Annotated in this window: 16 protein-coding genes; 7 read left to right on the top strand and 9 right to left on the bottom strand. The window is 73.0% G+C overall.

Annotated elements, in window-relative coordinates; all coding sequences use genetic code 11:
- Positions 1–60: 60 nt before the first annotated feature.
- The gene (locus tag AB0F71_RS23045; RefSeq protein ID WP_360237483.1) at positions 61–306 is read left to right on the top strand and encodes an antitoxin; all 246 of its coding nucleotides are present in this window, start codon (positions 61–63) and stop codon (positions 304–306) included.
- Positions 307–318: 12 nt separating this feature from the next.
- Here the strand turns inward: AB0F71_RS23045 and AB0F71_RS23040 are convergent, their stop codons facing one another.
- The gene (locus tag AB0F71_RS23040) at positions 319–1,017 is read right to left on the bottom strand and encodes a hypothetical protein (protein ID WP_360237481.1); all 699 of its coding nucleotides are present in this window, start codon (positions 1,015–1,017) and stop codon (positions 319–321) included.
- A gap of 84 nt (positions 1,018–1,101) precedes the next feature.
- On the bottom strand, positions 1,102–2,604 hold the full coding sequence (miaB, locus tag AB0F71_RS23035; protein WP_360237479.1) for a tRNA (N6-isopentenyl adenosine(37)-C2)-methylthiotransferase MiaB: 1,503 nt from the start codon (positions 2,602–2,604) through the stop codon (positions 1,102–1,104).
- Positions 2,605–2,723: 119 nt separating this feature from the next.
- Between miaB and AB0F71_RS23030 the strand changes: the two genes are divergently transcribed.
- Positions 2,724–3,743 carry a TAXI family TRAP transporter solute-binding subunit gene (locus AB0F71_RS23030; protein ID WP_360237477.1) on the top strand — a complete coding sequence of 340 codons (1,020 nt, stop codon included), beginning with the start codon at positions 2,724–2,726 and terminating at the stop codon, positions 3,741–3,743.
- A gap of 66 nt (positions 3,744–3,809) precedes the next feature.
- Here the strand turns inward: AB0F71_RS23030 and AB0F71_RS23025 are convergent, their stop codons facing one another.
- Together AB0F71_RS23025 and AB0F71_RS23020 are read right to left on the bottom strand one after the other, a co-directional pair.
- Positions 3,810–5,240 (bottom strand): HAMP domain-containing sensor histidine kinase, encoded by a 1,431-nt coding sequence (locus tag AB0F71_RS23025; RefSeq protein ID WP_360237475.1) that lies wholly within the window; start codon positions 5,238–5,240, stop codon positions 3,810–3,812.
- A gap of 6 nt (positions 5,241–5,246) precedes the next feature.
- Positions 5,247–6,005 (bottom strand): response regulator transcription factor, encoded by a 759-nt coding sequence (locus AB0F71_RS23020; RefSeq protein ID WP_360237473.1) that lies wholly within the window; start codon positions 6,003–6,005, stop codon positions 5,247–5,249.
- Between the two features lie 394 nt (positions 6,006–6,399).
- On the opposite strand from AB0F71_RS23020, the gene AB0F71_RS23015 reads away from it, so the two are divergent.
- From AB0F71_RS23015 to AB0F71_RS22995, 5 genes are all read left to right on the top strand, one after another.
- A complete protein-coding gene (locus AB0F71_RS23015; RefSeq protein ID WP_360237471.1) occupies positions 6,400–7,173 on the top strand; it encodes an amino acid ABC transporter ATP-binding protein in 774 nt (257 codons plus the stop codon).
- Between the two features lie 160 nt (positions 7,174–7,333).
- A complete protein-coding gene (locus AB0F71_RS23010) occupies positions 7,334–8,242 on the top strand; it encodes a glutamate ABC transporter substrate-binding protein (RefSeq protein ID WP_360237469.1) in 909 nt (302 codons plus the stop codon).
- Between the two features lie 79 nt (positions 8,243–8,321).
- Complete coding sequence (locus AB0F71_RS23005) at positions 8,322–8,972, top strand: amino acid ABC transporter permease (RefSeq protein WP_360237467.1); 651 nt, start codon at positions 8,322–8,324, stop codon at positions 8,970–8,972.
- On the top strand, positions 8,969–9,817 hold the full coding sequence (locus tag AB0F71_RS23000; protein WP_360237465.1) for an amino acid ABC transporter permease: 849 nt from the start codon (positions 8,969–8,971) through the stop codon (positions 9,815–9,817). The genes AB0F71_RS23005 and AB0F71_RS23000 overlap by 4 nt, the downstream gene beginning before the upstream one ends.
- 122 nt (positions 9,818–9,939) lie before the next feature.
- Complete coding sequence (locus AB0F71_RS22995; protein ID WP_360237463.1) at positions 9,940–11,679, top strand: FAD-dependent monooxygenase; 1,740 nt, start codon at positions 9,940–9,942, stop codon at positions 11,677–11,679.
- On the opposite strand, the gene rny is transcribed toward AB0F71_RS22995, so the two are convergent.
- From rny to AB0F71_RS22970, 5 genes are all read right to left on the bottom strand, one after another.
- Positions 11,676–13,112 carry a ribonuclease Y gene (rny, locus tag AB0F71_RS22990; protein ID WP_360237461.1) on the bottom strand — a complete coding sequence of 479 codons (1,437 nt, stop codon included), beginning with the start codon at positions 13,110–13,112 and terminating at the stop codon, positions 11,676–11,678. The genes AB0F71_RS22995 and rny overlap by 4 nt on opposite strands.
- A gap of 73 nt (positions 13,113–13,185) precedes the next feature.
- Positions 13,186–14,085: a regulatory protein RecX gene (locus AB0F71_RS22985; protein WP_360237459.1), complete on the bottom strand. Its 900-nt coding sequence runs from the start codon at positions 14,083–14,085 to the stop codon at positions 13,186–13,188.
- Between the two features lie 7 nt (positions 14,086–14,092).
- On the bottom strand, positions 14,093–15,208 hold the full coding sequence (gene recA / locus AB0F71_RS22980; protein ID WP_360237457.1) for a recombinase RecA: 1,116 nt from the start codon (positions 15,206–15,208) through the stop codon (positions 14,093–14,095).
- A 209-nt stretch (positions 15,209–15,417) separates the two neighbouring features.
- Positions 15,418–16,551: an AI-2E family transporter gene (locus tag AB0F71_RS22975; RefSeq protein ID WP_360237455.1), complete on the bottom strand. Its 1,134-nt coding sequence runs from the start codon at positions 16,549–16,551 to the stop codon at positions 15,418–15,420.
- Positions 16,552–16,650: 99 nt separating this feature from the next.
- Positions 16,651–16,845 (bottom strand): DUF3046 domain-containing protein, encoded by a 195-nt coding sequence (locus tag AB0F71_RS22970; protein WP_360237453.1) that lies wholly within the window; start codon positions 16,843–16,845, stop codon positions 16,651–16,653.
- Positions 16,846–17,010: the final 165 nt, after the last annotated feature.

Here is a 17,010-nt window from a genome sequence, read left to right as displayed (position 1 = left end):
TTGCGAACTCTTGACCGGTCCCGTGCGTTGTGCAGGAGACAGGGAACGAAGGAGATCACCATGGGCCTGATGGACAACCTCAAGGGCAAGGCCGAGGAGCTCAAGGAGAAGGCCAGCGAGCTCGCGGGCAAGCACAGCGACCAGATCGAGCACATGGTCGACAAGGCCGGCGGCGCGATCGACAAGGCCACCAAGGGCAAGTACAGCGACAAGATCGAGCACGGCGCCGACAAGGCCAAGGGCGCGGTGGAGGACTTCGCCCACAAGCCGAAGCCGGGCGGCGAGGCACAGCCCCCGCAGGCCTGACCGGCGAAGGGGCTACGACCAGGACGCCACGAAGTACCCGACCCCGTACGGCGCGTCCTGGTAGCCCAGCCGCGCGGCGAGGCCGGCGCCCTCGGCCGCACCGGCCAGCACCTGCCAGGGCGCCCGCCCCTCGGCCTTGAGCTCGGCGGCCAGCGCCGGGTCCAGGGCCGCCAGGGCCGGTACGTCGGCCGAGCCAAGGGCGGCGGCCAGGCCGGCGTCGAAGCCCTCGGCCCGCTCGTCCAGGTAGCCGGGGGCCTTGAGCGAGCGGCAGGCGCTGCCGTCGCCGAGCACCAGCAGGGCGACCTTGTCGGCCAGCCCGGCCAGGCCCTGGCCGAGGCCGAGCATCCGGTCGACGGGCGCGTCCGCGGGCACCGCGCAGGCGTGCGTCGGCACGGTCACCCCGGCGCGCTCCAGCAGCCAGGCCCCGACGGTCAGCGAGGGCGCCAGCTCCGGCCCCTCGACCCGCCCGCCGGGCAGCTTGGCGACCAGCGGCACCCCGTAACGGTGGAAGGAGCCGGCCCCGCCCTCGGTCCACACCTCGGCCTCCGGCCCGGTGCCCACCACCACGACCAGCTCCGGCCCGGCCGCGACCAGCGCCGCCAGCGCCTCGTCGCAGGCGGCGCGCAGCCCCTCCAGCTCGGGTGCGGCCCCGGCGGCGACCTCGGGGACGAGCAGCGGCGGACAGGGGCACACGGCGGCGGCTACCAGCATGTGGATCACCTTAGCCGGAATGCCGAACGGCCCGGCCGGAGCCGGAGGGCTCGGGCCGGGCCGTGCGGTCTCACGGCACGCGGGTCAGTCGCCGCAGCAGGCGCCGCCCGCCGGGGCGGCCAGCGGCAGCTCGGCCGGGGCCCCGATCTTCGGCAGGCCGAGCATGACGCCCGCCGGCTTGCCGGCCGGCTGGGCCTGGCGCTTCTCCCAGGCGTCGCCAGCCCGGGTGCGGCGCACCGCGAGGGTCGGGCCCTCGGCCAGCAGGTGGTGCGGGGCGGCGTAGGTGATCTCGACGGTCACCACGTCGCCGGGGCGCACCGGCTCGTCCGGCTTGGTGAAGTGGACCAGCCGGTTGTCGGGGGCGCGGCCGGACAGGCGCTGGGTCCGGTCGTCCTTCTTGCCCTCGCCCTCGGCGACCAGGATCTCCAGGGTGCGGCCGACCTGCTTCTTGTTCTCGTCCCAGGAGATCTCCTCCTGAAGGGCGATCAGCCGGTCGTAGCGGGCCTGGACGACCTCCTTGGGCACCTGGTCCGCCATCTCCGCGGCGGGGGTGCCGGGGCGCTTGGAGTACTGGAAGGTGAAGGCGTTGGTGAAGCGGGCCTCGCGGACGACGTGCATCGTCTCCTCGAAGTCCTCCTCGGTCTCGCCGGGGAAGCCGACGATGATGTCGGTCGAGATCGCCGCGTCCGGCATCGCCTCGCGGACCTTGCGGATGATCCCGAGGAACCGGTCCTGCCGGTACGAGCGGCGCATCGCCTTGAGGACGCGGTCCGAGCCGGACTGCAGCGGCATGTGCAGCTGGTGCATCACGCTCGGGGTCTCGGCCATCGCGGCGATCACGTCGTCGGTGAAGTCGCGCGGGTGCGGCGAGGTGAAGCGGATCCGCTCCAGGCCCTCGATCTGCCCGGCGGCGCGCAGCAGCTTGGAGAAGGCCTCGCGGTCGCCCAGGTCGGAGCCGTAGGCGTTGACGTTCTGGCCGAGCAGGGTCACCTCGATGACGCCCTCGTCGACCAGCGCCTCGATCTCGGCGAGGACGTCACCGGGGCGGCGGTCCTCCTCCTTGCCGCGCAGCGCCGGGACGATGCAGAAGGTGCAGGTGTTGTTGCAGCCGACCGAGATCGCGACCCAGGCCGCGTACGCCGACTCGCGGCGGGTGGGCAGCGTGGAGGGGAAGGTCTCCAGCGACTCCAGGATCTCGACCTGGGCCCTGCGCTCGACCGCGGCCCGCTCCAGCAGCGCCGGCAGGTGCCCGATGTTGTGGGTGCCGAACACCACGTCGACCCAGGGGGCGCGCTTCACGATGGACTCGCGGTCCTTCTGGGCCAGGCAGCCGCCGACGGCGATCTGCATGCCCTGGTGGCGGCTCTTGACCGGCGCGAGCTGCCCGAGGTTGCCGTACAGCTTGTTGTCGGCGTTCTCGCGCACCGCGCAGGTGTTGAACACGACCAGGTCCGGGTCGCCCTCGGGACCGGCCTTGACGTACCCCGCGTCCTCCAGCAGGCCGGACAGCCGCTCGGAGTCGTGGACGTTCATCTGGCAGCCGTGCGTGACGACCTTGTAGCTCTTCAATCCGCTCTCACCGCTCACCAGACCAGGGTACGGGCAGCCGCGGGCCGCCTTTCCCCGGATCTTCGCGGAACGGCTCCCCGAGCTTTCCACCGGCCGTTCCCCTCCCGTTCGGCCCGGGCGCCTGGCACTATCCCTGCATGACCCCCACCGATCCGTCACGCCTCGGCGCCGCCGTCCGCCGCGCGGCCCGCAGCCCGCTGTGGCGGACCGTGCTGGTCCTGGTGCTGCTGGTGGCCGGGTTCGGCGGCTGGTGGCTGTCGGCGGGCCGCTCGCCCGGCTACCCGCGCGGGGAGACCCGCTTCGCGACCGGCGTCCCGCGCGGGGTCTACGACCGGTACGGGCAGCTGCTGCAGAGCCACGTCTCGCAGACCATGCCGGGGGTGCGGCTGGCCCTGGACAGCTCCGAGGGCTCGGTGGACAACCTCCGCCGGGTGGTCGACGGGCAGGACACCTTCGCCATCGCCACCGCCGACGCCGTCGCCGCCTACCAGGGCCCCGGCAAGGGCAGGCTCCGGGCGATCGCCCGGCTGTACGACGACTACCTGCAGCTGATCGTCCCGGCCGACTCGCCGGTGCACCGCACCGCCGACCTCAAGGGCCTGCGGGTGGGCGTCGGCCTGCCGCAGTCCGGGGTGAACCTGGTCACCAGGCGGCTGCTGACCGCGGCGGGCCTGGACCCGGACCACGACATCACCCCCGTCCCCGGGGGCGTCAGCGACGGCTCGGACGAGCTGCGCGACCACAAGATCGATGCCTTCTTCTGGTCCGGCGGCCTGCCGACCAGCGCGCTCACCGACCTCTCCGACCACATGAGGATCCGGGTCGTCCCGCTGGGCGACCTCTCCGAGGCGCTGCACAAGGCCGAGGGGGACGGCGTGGCCGCCTACCGGGCGGCCACCATGCCCAAGGGCACCTACCCGAACGCCGAGCCCAAGGACGCCGTCGCCACCATGGCCGTGCCCAACCTGCTGATCACCCGGGACGACGTGGACCCGGGGCTGGTCGAGGGGATGACCAGGGCGGTGATCGACAGCCGGGACCAGATCGGCGCCCAGGTGCACGCCGCCCAGCTGGTCGACCTGCGCACCGCGGTCTACACCGACCCGCTCCCGCTGCACACGGGCGCCGCGCGCTACTACCGCTCCGTAAAGCCGTAACGGCCGTTGCAGCCGTAGCAGCTTGAGCGGCCGTGGCAGCCGCAGCGGCCCTGGCAGCCCGGGGCCCTACGGCCGTTCCGGCCGCGGCACCGCCAGCGTCACCGCGAGCCCGGTCGGCCGCACCGGGGCGAAGCCCAGCGAGCCGCCGCCCGCCGCCAGCAGGGTGCGGGCGATCGACAGGCCCAGTCCGGAGCCGTCCACGTTCTGGTGCCGCGCGCTGCGCCAGAACCGGTCCCCGGCCCGGGCGAGCTCGTCCTCGGTCAGCCCGGGCCCGGCGTCGCTGACGGTCACCGCGACCTCGTCCCGGCGCACCACGACCCGCAGCCGCACCTGGCTGCCGGCCGGGCCGAACTTGAGCGCGTTGTCCAGGACGGCGTCCAGCGCCGAGCCGAAGCCGATCGGGTCGGCCATCCCGATCGCCAGTGCCGGGCCGTCCCAGCGCAGCTCGATCCCGCGCTGCTCGGCGACCGGCCGCCAGCCGTCCACCCGGGCGAGGGTCAGCTGGGCGAGATCGGTCTGCTCGGGTTCGGGGCGGGCGTGCTCGGCGGTGGCCAGCCCGAGCAGGTCGTCCAGCACCCGGGCCAGCCGGGAGCCCTCCTCCCGGACGCCGCTGAGCTCCTCCTCGTGCCCCTCGGGCAGCTCCAGGCCGAGCACCTCGACCCGCAGCAGCAGGGCCGAGAGCGGGTTGCGCAGCTGGTGCGAGGCGTCCGCGACGAAGGCCTTCTGCTGGTCCATGGCGTGCACCACGTGGTCCGCCATCTCGTTGAACGAGCGTGCCAGCCGCTGGAGTTCGGGCGGCCCGCCGCCGGGCGCGACCCGGGCGGCCATCTGGCCGGTGGCGATGTCGTGGGTGGCCCGGTCGAGGGTGCGGACGGGCCGCAGCACCCACTCGGTGAGCCGGACGGCCAGCAGCACGGCGACCGCCATCGCGGCCGCCTCGCCGCCCGCCAGCACCAGCCACTTGTGCAGCACCCGGGCCCGCAGCGCCCCGGTCGGCGACTCGCTCAGCACCACCGCGACCACGTCGCCGTCGCGCACCACGGGGGCGGCGACGGTGATCGTCCGGTCCTCGGTCCACGGCCAGACCTGCGGCGGGTTGTGGCTGCGCCGCCCGTCCAGCGCCTCCTGGAAGGCCTGGGCGCCCCAGCCGACGGCGGGGACCCCCCAGTCGCCGGGCGCGACCGCTATCGACGTGCCGTCGCGCTGGAAGATGCCGAGCCGGACGCCGTACAGGTCGTAGTAGCGCTGGACCTCGGTGACGATCGCGTGCCGCCGGCTGAGGTCGCCGGGGGCGGGCTCCGGGTCGCCCTTGCGGGCGGAGTCCAGGGAGGCGCCGGAGGTGGGCAGGTCCTGGGCGAAGCGGGCGGCGTCGTCGAGCCGGTCGACCACCACCCTGCTCTGCTCGGCCGCCGCGAACGCCGCCGCGAGCGGCAGCCCCAGGGCGGCCAGGACGCAGAGCATGAGGGCGATCAGGATGCCGAGCAGGCGGGTGCGCACGTGCGGTCAGTGCTCCGCGGGGGAGGCCGGGGTCCGGTCGGTCGCGGGGGAGGCCGGGGAGTCGGGGATCAGCCGGTAGCCGACGCCGCGCACGGCCTCGACCAGGCCGGGCAGCGCCAGCTTGTTGCGCAGCGAGCCGATGTGCACCTCCAGGGTGCGGCCGTTGCCCTCCCAGCCGCTGCGCCAGACCTCGCTGAAGATCTGCTCGCGCCGGTAGACCACGCCGGGGCTCTGGGCGAGCAGCGCCAGCAGGTCGAACTCCTTGCGGGTGAGCGGGACGTCGCGGCCGTCCACGCTGACCCGGCGGCGCTCCCGGTCGATCCGGATGCCGCGGGACTCCAGCGGGCCGCGCTGCTGCGGCACGGCGTCGGGCGCGGGCACCGCCACCGAGGACGGCTGGGCGCCGCGGCGGGCGACGGCGTGGATGCGGGCGAGCAGCTCGCCCATGTCGTACGGCTTGGTGACGTAGTCGTCGGCGCCCAGGTTGAGACCGTGGATCCGGGAGCGGATGTCGGCGCGGGCGGTCACCATGATCACCGGGACTCCACTGCCGGCCCGGATCCGGCTGCACACCTCGAAGCCGTCGCGGTCGGGCAGCCCGAGGTCGAGCAGTACGACGCGGTACGGGTCGTTGCCGTCCGGCACCAGGGCGTCCAGCGCCTCGTGCCCGCTGCGGGCGTGCCGCACCTGGAAGCCGTGCCGGCCGAGCACCGCGACCAGTGCCGCGGCCACCCGTTCGTCGTCCTCGACGAGCAGCAGTCGCATCCTGTTCTCCTCCTTCCCCCTTGTGATCACCGGACCGATCGGTCCGGGACCGGTCCTGCGCAGTATGGGCCAGTGTGCCGCCCGGCGCCAGGTTCGACCGCGGACCGGGCCCGCGGGGGACGGCGAGCACCGGCCCGGATCCCCGCTGTGACATGCCCCGTCGACACACTCGCGAACAGTGCGTACGGATCGCGTGGCCGTTTCGTGATCCTCAAGTTCCGCTCAGATCGGCTGACGGGGCACCGTCACCGCTCCTAAGGTCGCCCCACCGGGGGCTGCGGCTCCGCCGGTCGCGGCTCCCGGATTTCTTATCACCATTGCCGCCCAAGGGAGTTGGAACTTCCGGGGCAGGCAGGGTTTACCCCGGTTCGACACAGTTTAGGGAGCAGGCGCGATGTCCGAGAGCCCGGTCGAGGACTCCACCCCCGCAGCCGCCCCGCTGGTTGTGCTGAACAAGGTCAACAAGCACTACGGCGCGCTGCACGTGCTCCAGGACATCGACCTGGAGATCCGCCAGGGCGAGGTCGTGGTGCTGATCGGCCCGTCCGGGTCGGGCAAGTCCACGCTCTGCCGGACGATCAACCGGCTGGAGACCATCGACTCCGGGGAGATCACCCTGTCCGGCCGCCCGCTGCCCGCCGAGGGCCGGGAGCTGGCGCGGCTGCGCGCCGAGGTCGGCATGGTCTTCCAGAGCTTCAACCTGTTCGCGCACAAGACCGTGCTGGAGAACGTCGTCCTGGCGCAGGTCAAGGTGCGCAAGGTGCTCCGCGGGCACGCCGAGAAGACCGCCCGCGAGCTGCTCGACCGGGTCGGCGTCGGGGCCCAGGCGGACAAGTTCCCGGCCCAGCTCTCCGGCGGTCAGCAGCAGCGCGTGGCGATCGCCCGGGCGCTGGCGATGAAGCCGAAGGTGATGCTCTTCGACGAGCCGACCTCGGCGCTCGACCCGGAGATGGTCAACGAGGTGCTGGAGGTCATGCGCCAGCTGGCCGCCGACGGCATGACCATGGTCGTGGTCACCCACGAGATGGGCTTCGCCCGCTCCGCCGCCAACCGGGTGCTGTTCATGGCCGACGGGAAGATCGTCGAGCAGAACACCCCGGACGCCTTCTTCACCGCGCCGCGCTCCGACCGCGCCAAGGACTTCCTCTCCAAGATCCTCCACCACTGACGCCCGGCCCCCGGCCGGAACGGCCGGGACCGGTCGGGACACCTCCGAGACCACCGGGGCCGCCGCCGGCAAAGGACGCCGGCCGACCCCGCACGTGCACCAACTTCCAGACGCCAGAGCCCGGTCGACGCCGTGGCCCAGCCCCAGGAGATCAACCCTCATGAGGACTTCCCGCACCCTCGCCGTGGCGCTCTGTGCCGTCGCGCTCACCGCCACCGCCGCCTGCGGCAAGGACGGCACCCCCGCCTCCTCCTCCAACGCGGCGAGCGCCAGCAACGCCCCGGCGCTGCCGACCTACACGGTCAAGACCGACGTCAAGGTCGACTCCCCGGTCCTGGCCGAGGCCAAGAAGCGCGGCCAGCTGATCATCGGCGCCAAGGCCGACCAGCCGAACCTCGGCTGGGAGGACGTCGCCAGCGGCGACCGCAGCGGCTTCGACATCGAGATCGCCAAGATGGTCGCCGCCGACCTCGGCTTCACCCCGCAGCAGATCAAGTGGCAGACGCTGGTCTCCTCGCAGCGCGAGCCGGCCATCGCCAAGGGCCAGATCGACTTCTACGTCGGCACCTACAGCATCAACGACGAGCGCAAGAAGACGGTCTCCTTCGCCGGCCCGTACTACATCGCCGGCCAGGACTTCCTGGTGAAGAAGGACAACACCTCGATCACCGGCCCGGAGAGCATCAGCGGCAAGAACGTCTGCACCGCCACCGGCTCGACCTCGATCAAGAACATCCAGCAGTACAGCCCGAAGATCACCCAGTTCGACACCTACTCGGCCTGCGTCGAGAAGCTGCTCAACGGCGAGGTCGACGCGGTCACCACCGACGACGCGATCCTCAACGGCTACGCCTCCAAGTACGCCCCCAAGCTCAAGGTCGTCGGCAAGCCCTTCACCAAGGAGAACTACGGCGTCGGCCTGAACAAGGACGACAAGGCGCTGCGGGACGCGATCAGCGACGCCCTCAAGGCCCACGAGGACAACGGCGACTGGAAGAAGGCCTACGACGCCACCCTCGGTGCGTCCGGCTCGGCCGCGCCCGCCGTCCCCACCCTCGACCGCTACTGATCCTCCCCCGGTCCCCCGCCTCCCCGGGGGACCGGCCCCGACCAACCGATCCGACCATCTGTGAGAGGAGGGCCGCCGGATGGGGTTCCTGTTCGAGCAGGACAACTTCGCGTTGTTCCGCGACGGCTTCCTGCAGACGATCGAGCTGAGCGCGCTCAGCGCCCTGCTCGCCCTGCTGCTGGGCACCCTGCTGGCGGCCTTCCGGGTCTCCCCGGTGCCGGTCCTGCGCGCCTTCGGCACGACCTGGGTGACGCTGTTCCGCAACACCCCGCTGACCCTGCTGTTCTTCGCCGTCACCTTCGGCCTGCCGCCGCTGGGCGTGCACTTCAGCCACCTCACCTTCGCGGTGGTGGCGCTCGGCGGGTACACCGCCTCGTTCGTCTGCGAGGTGATCCGCTCCGGCATCAACACCGTGCCGCTCGGCCAGGCGGAGGCCGCCCGCAGCCTCGGCATGAGCTTCGCCCAGACCCTCACCCTGGTCGTCCTGCCGCAGGCCGCCCGGACCGTGCTGGCCCCGATGAGCAGCGTGTTCATCGCCCTGCCGAGGAACTCGGCGATCGCCGGCGCGTTCAGCGTCGGTGAGCTGTACAGCGCCCAGCAGACCTTCTCCGAGCGCGGCTACTCGATCTTCGCGATCTTCTTCTGGGTGGCCTGCGCCTACCTGCTGATCAGCGCGACGGTCGCCTCGTTCTTCCGCTTCCTGGAATCCCGACTGGCGGTGGCCCGATGAGTCTGTTCCAGCGCCAGGCTTCGGCGAGCGTCCTCTACGACACCCCCGGCCCCCGGGCCCGGGCCCGCTACCGCCTGTTCGGCGCCCTCGGGGCGGTCGCCATCGCCGGCCTGCTCTGGTACGTGGTCTCCACGCTCGCCGACAACGGCCAGTTCGACGCCGACCTGTGGGACCCGTTCCAGTACACCTTCGTCCAGCAGATGATCGTGGACGGCCTGCTGTCCACCCTCAAGGCCTTCGGCCTGGCGGCCGCCCTCTCGCTCAGCCTGGGCGCGCTGCTGGCCGCCGGACAGCTGTCCGACCACAAGCCGGTCCGCTGGACCTGCACCTCGATCGTCCAGTTCTTCCGGGCGATGCCGCTGCTGATCCTGATCGTCGCGCTCTACTACGCGTTCTTCGCCAAGGACCCGATGTGGGCCCTGGTGCTCGGTCTCACCCTGTACAACGGCGCGGTCCAGGCGGAGATCATCCGCAGCGGCGTCAACGCCGTACCGCGCGGCCAGAGCGAGGCGGCGTACGCCCTCGGGATGCGCAAGACCCAGGTGATGTCCGGCATCCTGGTGCCGCAGGCCGTCCGCTCGATGCTGCCGTCGATGATCGGCCAGCTGGTCGTCACCCTCAAGGACACCTCTCTGGGCTACATCATCACGTACAACGAGCTGCTGTTCATGGGCAAGAAGATCGCCAGCCAGCCGATGAACGCCGCGGGCTTCCCCTACATCCCCGTGGTCCTGGTGATCGCCCCGATCTACATCGTCCTGTGCCTCCTGTTGACCGCGCTCGCGCGGTGGATCGAAGCACGTGGCCGCCGCGGCGCGAACCGGCGCACTTCATCTGCTGCTTGACGGACACCCAGGCGAACTGTTGCATTGCTCTTCGTGACACCTCCCGGGAGCATCCACGCGGCATATGCGGCAGCGGTAACTGACGCCGGCCCATGGGCCGGTTCGTCCCCGGAGGTCCCCGCATGGATCCGGTGATCGTGGTCGGGGCCGGACCGGTCGGTCTGGCCCTGGCCCTCGCGCTGGCCCGGCACGAGGTGCCGACCGTCGTCCTGGACGAGGGCTCCGGGCTCTGCCCGGAGGGGCCCCGCAGCGTCGTCCTCGGCGCCGACTCCACCGCCTTCCTGACCCGGATCGGCTACTCCCGGGCCGTCTCCGACTCGGCCCTGTGGGACTCCTTCGCGGTCTGGCGCCGCCGTCAGGAGGTGCTGCGGATCGACCTCACCGACTCGCCCACCTTCCACCTCCCCCAGCACCGCCTCCAGCGCGGCCTGCGGGACGCCCTGACCGGCACCCCGCTGGTCCGGCTGGTCCCGCTGAACCGGGTGGTCGAACTCGAACAGGACCGCGACGGGGTCAGCGTCCGCACCCACGGCACCCAGGACGGCTCCAGCACCTGGTGGCGCGGCAGCCACCTGGTCGGCTGCGACGGCGCCCGGTCCGCCGTCCGCAAGCTGTTGAAGATCCGCTTCCCCGGCCGCCCCGCGGTCGACCGCAACGCCATCGCCACCGTCCGGGTCGACCTGCCCTTCGACGGCGCCCGGCTGCACCGCGAACCCCCGTGGCGCGGCGACCGCGAGGCCACCGCCCGCCCGCTGCCCGACGGCGTCTGGCGGATCGACTGGCGCCTGCCCCCCGGCCGCCCCGCCCCCACCGAACAGGTCGACCCGCACGCCACCTGGCCCGGCATCGTCACCGGCGACACCCTGCTCACCCGGGTCACCGCCACCCTCACCGGCTGGTGCGGCGAACTCCCCCGCTACGAGCTGCTCGCCGCCGCCGACCACACCGCCCAGCAGCGCCTCGCCGCCCGCTTCCGCAACGGCCGCTGCTTCCTCGCCGGCGACGCCGCCCACCTGCACGGCGCCCTCGGCATGCAGAACCTCGCCGACGGGCTGCGCGACGCCGACAACCTCGCCTGGCGGCTCGCCCTCGCCTGGCACCTCCACTCCGGCGGCCCCCAGCCCGGCGGCTCGCTGCTGGACGGCTACGAGGCCGAACGGCGCGGCGCGGTCGGCGCCCGGCTGCGCGCCGTCGACCAGGCGATGCCGCTGCTGCGCCCGCTGCGCGGCTGGCAGCAGACCCGCCGCTCGCTGCTGGTCGGCGGCTTCCGCAAGCACGCCCCGATGCTCGCCGACGGCCAGCTGGGCACCGGCCGCTTCGGCGGCGCCCCCGCCTACCCGGCGGCGCCCTCCGGCGTCCCCGGGAGGGTCCCGGTCCAGCGCGGCGCCCGCAGCACCACCTCGCTCAGCGAACTGCTGCCCGCCACCGCCCCCGGCGTACTCGTCCCGGACCTCCCGGTACTGGCCGCCGACGGCACCCCGGACCACCTGCACTCCCGGCTGGGCGCCACCTTCCTGCTGCTGCTGGTCGCCCCCGGCACCGCCGTCTGGTCGACCGAGCACTGGCTGGGCGCCGGCCTGATGCCCCGGCTCGCCGAGGTCGCCGCCGCGCTGCCGGTGCCCGCCGAGGTGCTGGTCACCGAGGAGTACCCGGGCGCCGGGCCGCACACCGTCCTGCTGATCCGTCCGGACGGGCACCTGGTCGGCGTCACCCAGGGCGCCGCCGCCGAGGACCTCCTGGCCCTCGCCGACCGCGCCCGCGGCGGCCCGGCCCCGATCGCCGGCCCGCCCGAGCCCGAGCCCGAACCCCAGCCCGGGACGGCACCGGAGCCCGAACCCCAGCAGGTCGACTCGGCCAGCTAACCGGCCACCGCCGTGGCCCGGCTCTCCCGGACCACCGTCACCCGGATCTGGCCCGGGTAGGTCAGCTCCGCCGAGACCTGCCGGGCCACCTCCCGGGCGATCAGCTCCGCCCCGAGGTCGTCCACCGTGTCCGGCCGGACCATCACCCGCACCTCGCGCCCGGCCTGCATCGCGTACACCTCGGCCACCCCGGCGTGCGAACGGGCGATCTCCTCCAGCCGGGCCAGCCGCCGTACGTACAGCTCCAGCGACTCCTTGCGCGCCCCCGGCCGTCCGCCCGAGCAGGCGTCCGCGGCCTGGGTCAGCACGGCGGTCACCGTGCGGGGCTCCACCTCGCCGTGGTGGGCGGCGATCGCGTGCACCACCTCGGGGGACTCCCCGTGCCGCCGGGCGAAGTCCGCGCCGACCGCCGCGTGGCTGCCCTCGACCTCGTGGGTGAGCGCCTTGCCGATGTCGTGCAGCAGCGCCGCCCGGCGCACCGGCTCCGGGTCCACCCCCAGCTCGGCGGCCATCATCCCGGCCAGGTGCGCGGACTCCAGCAGGTGGCCGAGCACGTTCTGCCCGTAGGAGGCGCGGTAGCGCAGGGAGCCCAGGGTGCGGACGAGTTCGGGGTGGAGTCCGCCGATCCGGGCGTCCAGCAGGGCGTCCTCGCCGGCCCGGACGCAGCGCTGCTCGACCTCCGCCCGGCTGCGCTCGTGGACGTGCTCGATCCGGCTCGGCTGGATCCGGCCGTCCTCGACCAGCTGCTCCAGGGTGAGCCGGGCGGCCTCCCGGCGGACCGGGTCGAAGCAGGACAGCTGCACCGAGGCCGGGGTGTCGTCGATGATCAGATTGACGCCGGTGACCGCCTCGAAGGCGCGGATGTTGCGGCCCTCGCGGCCGATGATCCGGCCCTTCATCTCCTCGCCCGGCAGCCGGAGGACGGTGACGGCGCTCTCCGCGGTCTGTTCCGAGGCCAGCCGCTGGATCGCCCCGGCCAGGATGGACCGGGCCCGGCGCTCGCCCTCCTCCTTGGCCCCGCGCTCGATCTCCCGGACCGTGACGGCCGCCTCCCGCCGGGCCGACTCCTCGGCCTCGCGCAGCAGTTGGGCGTGCGCCTGCTCGGCGGAGAGCCCGGCGGCGTGCTCCAGGGCCGCCGCCCGGCGGGCCGCGAGCGCCTCGACCTCGCCCCGTGCGCGCTCCAACTCGGCCGAGCGCGCGGCCAGTTCGTCCTCGCGCCGGCGCAGCCGACGGAGCTCCTCGGCCAAGTCATCCTCGCGCCGGGCGAGTTCGGCCCGGCGGCGCTCCCCCTCGGCCAGCACCTGCCGCCGGGCGGCCTGTGCGCGCCTGACCACCAGGACGACCAGCACCGCGACCACCAGCAGGACGGCGACGGCCGACCCGACGATCGGCACCAGGGAGCCACCGATAGCGGTGCCCGCCGAGATCCTCATGCGTGCGAGGCTAGGTGCGGGTCACGAAAGGGTCAAGACTCGGCCTGGTCCGGGCCAAGAGAGCGAACCGCCGCTACTCCCACTCGGGTCCCGCCGGCTCTGCGGCCTCCTCCTCCAGCGCGGCGCGCACCACCCGGAAGGCCAGGCCCTCGGAGTAGCCGCGCCGGGCCAGCACGCCGACCAGCCGCCGGGTGCGGACCTGCGGGTCCAAGCCGCGGGTGGACCGCAGCTTGCGCTCGACCAGCGCCCGGGCCGCGTCCGTCTCGTCGTCGTGGTCGACCTGGACGAGGGCCTGCTCGACCAGGTCGGCGGCGACGCCCTTGGTCCGCAGCTCCTGGGCCAGCGCCCGCCGGGACAGGCCCCGGACGGCGTGCCGGGACTCCACCCAGGCCGCGGCGAAGGCCGCGTCGTCGATCAGCCCGACCTCTTCCAGCCGGGTGAGCACCTGCTCGGCGACGTCCTCCGGGATCTCCCGCTTGCGCAGCGCGTCGGCGAGTTGCTTGCGGCTCTTGGCGGCGCCGGTGAGCAGTCGCAGGCAGATGTCCCGGGCGCGGGTCTCCGGATCGGTCTGCTCCTCGGCCCGCTTGCGGGAGCCGCGGGCGGTGCCCTTCTCCTCCGCCGGCAGGCCCTGGTCGGAGCGTTCGCCGCGCCGGGCCCGGCGCGAGCGGGCGGGCGGGGCGGCCGCACCCCCGTGACCGGCCGCCCCGGCCCCACGCCACTCGCCGGCAGCACCCGACTCCTCGGCCGCCAACGCCGAGCGGCGCCGGCGCCGGCCGGTGGGCAGCTCGGAGGCGGCGACCAGCCCGAGCGCCTCGACCGAGGGCTCCGCCGGCTCCGGGCCGCGCACCGCCCGGACCGGAGCCCGGTCGAACTCCGGCTCGGGCTCCTCGGCGACCGCAGCGAACCAGTCCGGCGGGCCGAAGTCGTCGCCCTCGGGGTCCGCCGGGCCGCCGCCCACCATGTCGTACTGCATCAACGGCTCAGGCCTTGGCAGCCGCCGTCTTCTTCGCCGCGGCCGTCTTGGCGGCGGTCGCGGTGATCGGCTTGGCCGCGCCGTCGGCAGCCGCGGTCTCCGGCTCACCCTCGGCCGGCTCCTCGGTCTTCGGGCCGATGCCGAGCTTGCCCTTGATCTTCCGCTCGATCTCGTCGGCGAGCTGCGGGTTGTCCCGCAGGAAGTTACGGGCGTTCTCCTTGCCCTGGCCCAGCTGGTCGCCCTCGTAGGTGTACCAGGCGCCGGACTTGCGGATGAAGCCGTGCTCGACGCCCATGTCGATCAGGCCGCCCTCGCGGCTGATGCCGATGCCGTAGAGGATGTCGAACTCGGCCTGCTTGAACGGCGCGGCGACCTTGTTCTTGACGACCTTGACGCGGGTGCGGTTGCCGACCGCCTCGGTGCCGTCCTTGAGGGTCTCGATGCGGCGGATGTCCAGCCGAACCGAGGCGTAGAACTTCAACGCCCGGCCACCGGTCGTGGTCTCCGGCGAGCCGAACATGACGCCGATCTTCTCGCGCAGCTGGTTGATGAAGATCGCGGTGGTGTTCGACTGGTTCAGCGCACCGGCGATCTTGCGCAGCGCCTGGCTCATCAGACGGGCCTGCAGACCGACGTGCGAGTCGCCCATCTCGCCCTCGATCTCGGCGCGCGGGACGAGGGCCGCGACCGAGTCGATGATCACCAGGTCGATCGCGCCGGAGCGGATCAGCATGTCGGTGATCTCCAGGGCCTGCTCACCGGTGTCCGGCTGGCTGACCAGCAGGGCGTCGGTGTCCACGCCGAGCTTCTTGGCGTACTCCGGGTCGAGCGCGTGCTCCGCGTCGACGAAGGCGACCGTGCCGCCGGCCCGCTGGGCGTTGGCGGCCAGGTGCAGCGTCAGGGTGGTCTTACCGGAGGACTCGGGGCCGTAGATCTCGACCACCCGGCCGCGCGGGATGCCGCCGACACCGAGGGCGACGTCCAGGGCCGTCGACCCGGTGGAGATCACCTCGACCGGCTCGTTGGCCTTCTCACCGAGGCGCATCACCGAGCCCTTGCCGAACTGCCGCTCGATCTGGGCGAGCGCGGCCTCGAGGGCCTTCTCCTTGTCCGTACCTGCCATGGCTTTTTCCCTCGGGTTCTGTGCTGTGCGCTTCATCGTCCTCGACGCTAGCGCGTCCCACTGACAAACGAGCCCCACCCGGCTCGCCCTGTGGAAAACTCCACGCCGGAGAGTACAAAGGAACATCTGTTCGATTCAAGCCCCGGCAGATCCGAACACACCGCGGGGCGGGCCGCCGGATCCCTCCCGACCACCCGCCCCGCCGACCGTCATCCCCCGTCGCCGCCGACCATCCGCCGCAGCCGCCGCGCCGCCTCCCGGCGCAGCTCCCGCCGGGCCCGCCGCTGCTCCCCCCGGTCGATCCGCGGGTCGGTGGCCACCTCGTACCGCCGCACGTACGTCCCGACGAAGCCCTGCAGGGTCGCCGCCGCCGGGATCGCGATCAGCGCGCCCACCGCGCCCAGCAGCGCCGCCCCCGCGATCACCGCCCCGAAGGCCACCGCCGGGTGCACGTCCACCGTCCGGGCGGTGATCCTCGGGTGCAGCACGTAGTTCTCGACCTGCTGGTAGACCACCGTGAACACCAGCACCCACAGCGCGTCCACCGGCTCCACGGTGAGCGCCACCAGCACCGGCAGCGCACCCGCCAGGTACGTCCCGATGGTCGGCACGAACTGCGACATGACGCCCACCCAGATCGCCAGCGCCACCGAGTACGGCAGGTCGATCAGCGCGAACATCACCCAGTGCCCGGCCGCCGACACCACCGCCAGCACCGCCCGCGAGTACAGGTAGCCGCCGGTCTTGGCCAGCGCGATCTCCCAGGCCCGCAGCACCTCGCCCTGCTTGGCGGGCGGCAGCAGCGAACAGACCGTCCGGCGGACCCGCGGCCCCTCGGCGGTGAAGTAGAACGTGAACAGCCCCACCGTGAAGGCCTGGAACAGCCCCCCGAGCAGGGTGGAGGACACCCCCCAGACGTTGTCGGCGGCCTGCTGGACGTAGTTCTCCAGCGTCCCCGAGTCCTTCAACAGCCGCTTCTGCAGCTCCCCCAGCGACAGCTCCTGGTGGAACGTCCGGTTGACCCAGCCGATCAGGTTGTCCACCAGGTGCGGCAGGTCCCCCGCGATCTTCGCCACCTGATCCACCAACAAGGTGCCCAGCGCCGCCAGGAACCCCACCACCGCGACCCCGACCGCGACGAACACCAGGAAGGTCCCCACCCCCCGGCGCACCCCCCGCGCCGCCATCCGGTCCACCGCCGGCTCCAGCGCCAACGACAGGAAGAACGCCACCAGCAGCATCACGAACAGGTCGATCAACTGCCGGAACGCCCAGTCCGCGAGCTGGAACACCCCCACCAGCACCAGGAACAGCACCATCGCCCGCGGCAACCAGGGCGGCATCCCACCCCACGACCGCTCCCCCTCGCCACCCCGCACCGGTTCGCCCCGGCCCCTCTGCTCTCCGCTCGTAGTCACCCCGACAGTCTGTCCCACCACCCGTCAGCGCAACTGCGCCGAAACCCCCTGGGTCTCACACACCACCCGCCACACGTCCTTGGCCTCCCACCCCGCCTCCAACGCCTGGCGCACCGTCCGCCCACCCAACTCACTCATCACATGATCCGCCGCGAACGACTCCGCGTACCCCTCCCCGAAGTGCGCATACATCCGTCGCCAGAACTCGGTCAGCCTCATACCCCCAGTATCCCGAACCCCCACCAACCCACCCCCCAGCACCACCCCACCCACCCCCACCACCCCCCTCCCCCCTCACCCGACCCAGGCGAGAGGGACGCGCTGCGGGAGGGGGCGGTGGAGGGGGTGGGTGCGGAGAGGGGCGTGACGGGTGATTTTCAGACC

This window comes from Kitasatospora sp. NPDC028055, from assembly GCF_040637885.1.
GTDB lineage: Bacteria > Actinomycetota > Actinomycetes > Streptomycetales > Streptomycetaceae > Kitasatospora.
The sequence above is the reverse complement of the archived record's forward strand: the minus strand, read 5'-3'. Positions and strand labels throughout refer to the sequence as shown.

Bases quoted from the DNA above. Each gene is read 5' to 3' on its own strand.
- AB0F71_RS23045 (WP_360237483.1), top strand. From the start codon at position 61: ATGGGCCTGATGGACAACCTCAAGGGCAAGGCCGAGGAGCTCAAGGAG.
- AB0F71_RS23040 (WP_360237481.1), bottom strand. From the start codon at position 1,017: ATGCTGGTAGCCGCCGCCGTGTGCCCCTGTCCGCCGCTGCTCGTCCCC.
- AB0F71_RS23030 (WP_360237477.1), top strand. From the start codon at position 2,724: ATGACCCCCACCGATCCGTCACGCCTCGGCGCCGCCGTCCGCCGCGCG.
- AB0F71_RS23020 (WP_360237473.1), bottom strand. From the start codon at position 6,005: ATGCGACTGCTGCTCGTCGAGGACGACGAACGGGTGGCCGCGGCACTG.
- AB0F71_RS23015 (WP_360237471.1), top strand. From the start codon at position 6,400: ATGTCCGAGAGCCCGGTCGAGGACTCCACCCCCGCAGCCGCCCCGCTG.
- AB0F71_RS23010 (WP_360237469.1), top strand. From the start codon at position 7,334: ATGAGGACTTCCCGCACCCTCGCCGTGGCGCTCTGTGCCGTCGCGCTC.
- AB0F71_RS23005 (WP_360237467.1), top strand. From the start codon at position 8,322: ATGGGGTTCCTGTTCGAGCAGGACAACTTCGCGTTGTTCCGCGACGGC.
- AB0F71_RS23000 (WP_360237465.1), top strand. From the start codon at position 8,969: ATGAGTCTGTTCCAGCGCCAGGCTTCGGCGAGCGTCCTCTACGACACC.
- AB0F71_RS22995 (WP_360237463.1), top strand. From the start codon at position 9,940: ATGGATCCGGTGATCGTGGTCGGGGCCGGACCGGTCGGTCTGGCCCTG.
- rny (WP_360237461.1), bottom strand. From the start codon at position 13,112: ATGAGGATCTCGGCGGGCACCGCTATCGGTGGCTCCCTGGTGCCGATC.
- AB0F71_RS22985 (WP_360237459.1), bottom strand. From the start codon at position 14,085: ATGCAGTACGACATGGTGGGCGGCGGCCCGGCGGACCCCGAGGGCGAC.
- recA (WP_360237457.1), bottom strand. From the start codon at position 15,208: ATGGCAGGTACGGACAAGGAGAAGGCCCTCGAGGCCGCGCTCGCCCAG.
- AB0F71_RS22975 (WP_360237455.1), bottom strand. From the start codon at position 16,551: ATGCCGCCCTGGTTGCCGCGGGCGATGGTGCTGTTCCTGGTGCTGGTG.
- AB0F71_RS22970 (WP_360237453.1), bottom strand. From the start codon at position 16,845: ATGAGGCTGACCGAGTTCTGGCGACGGATGTATGCGCACTTCGGGGAG.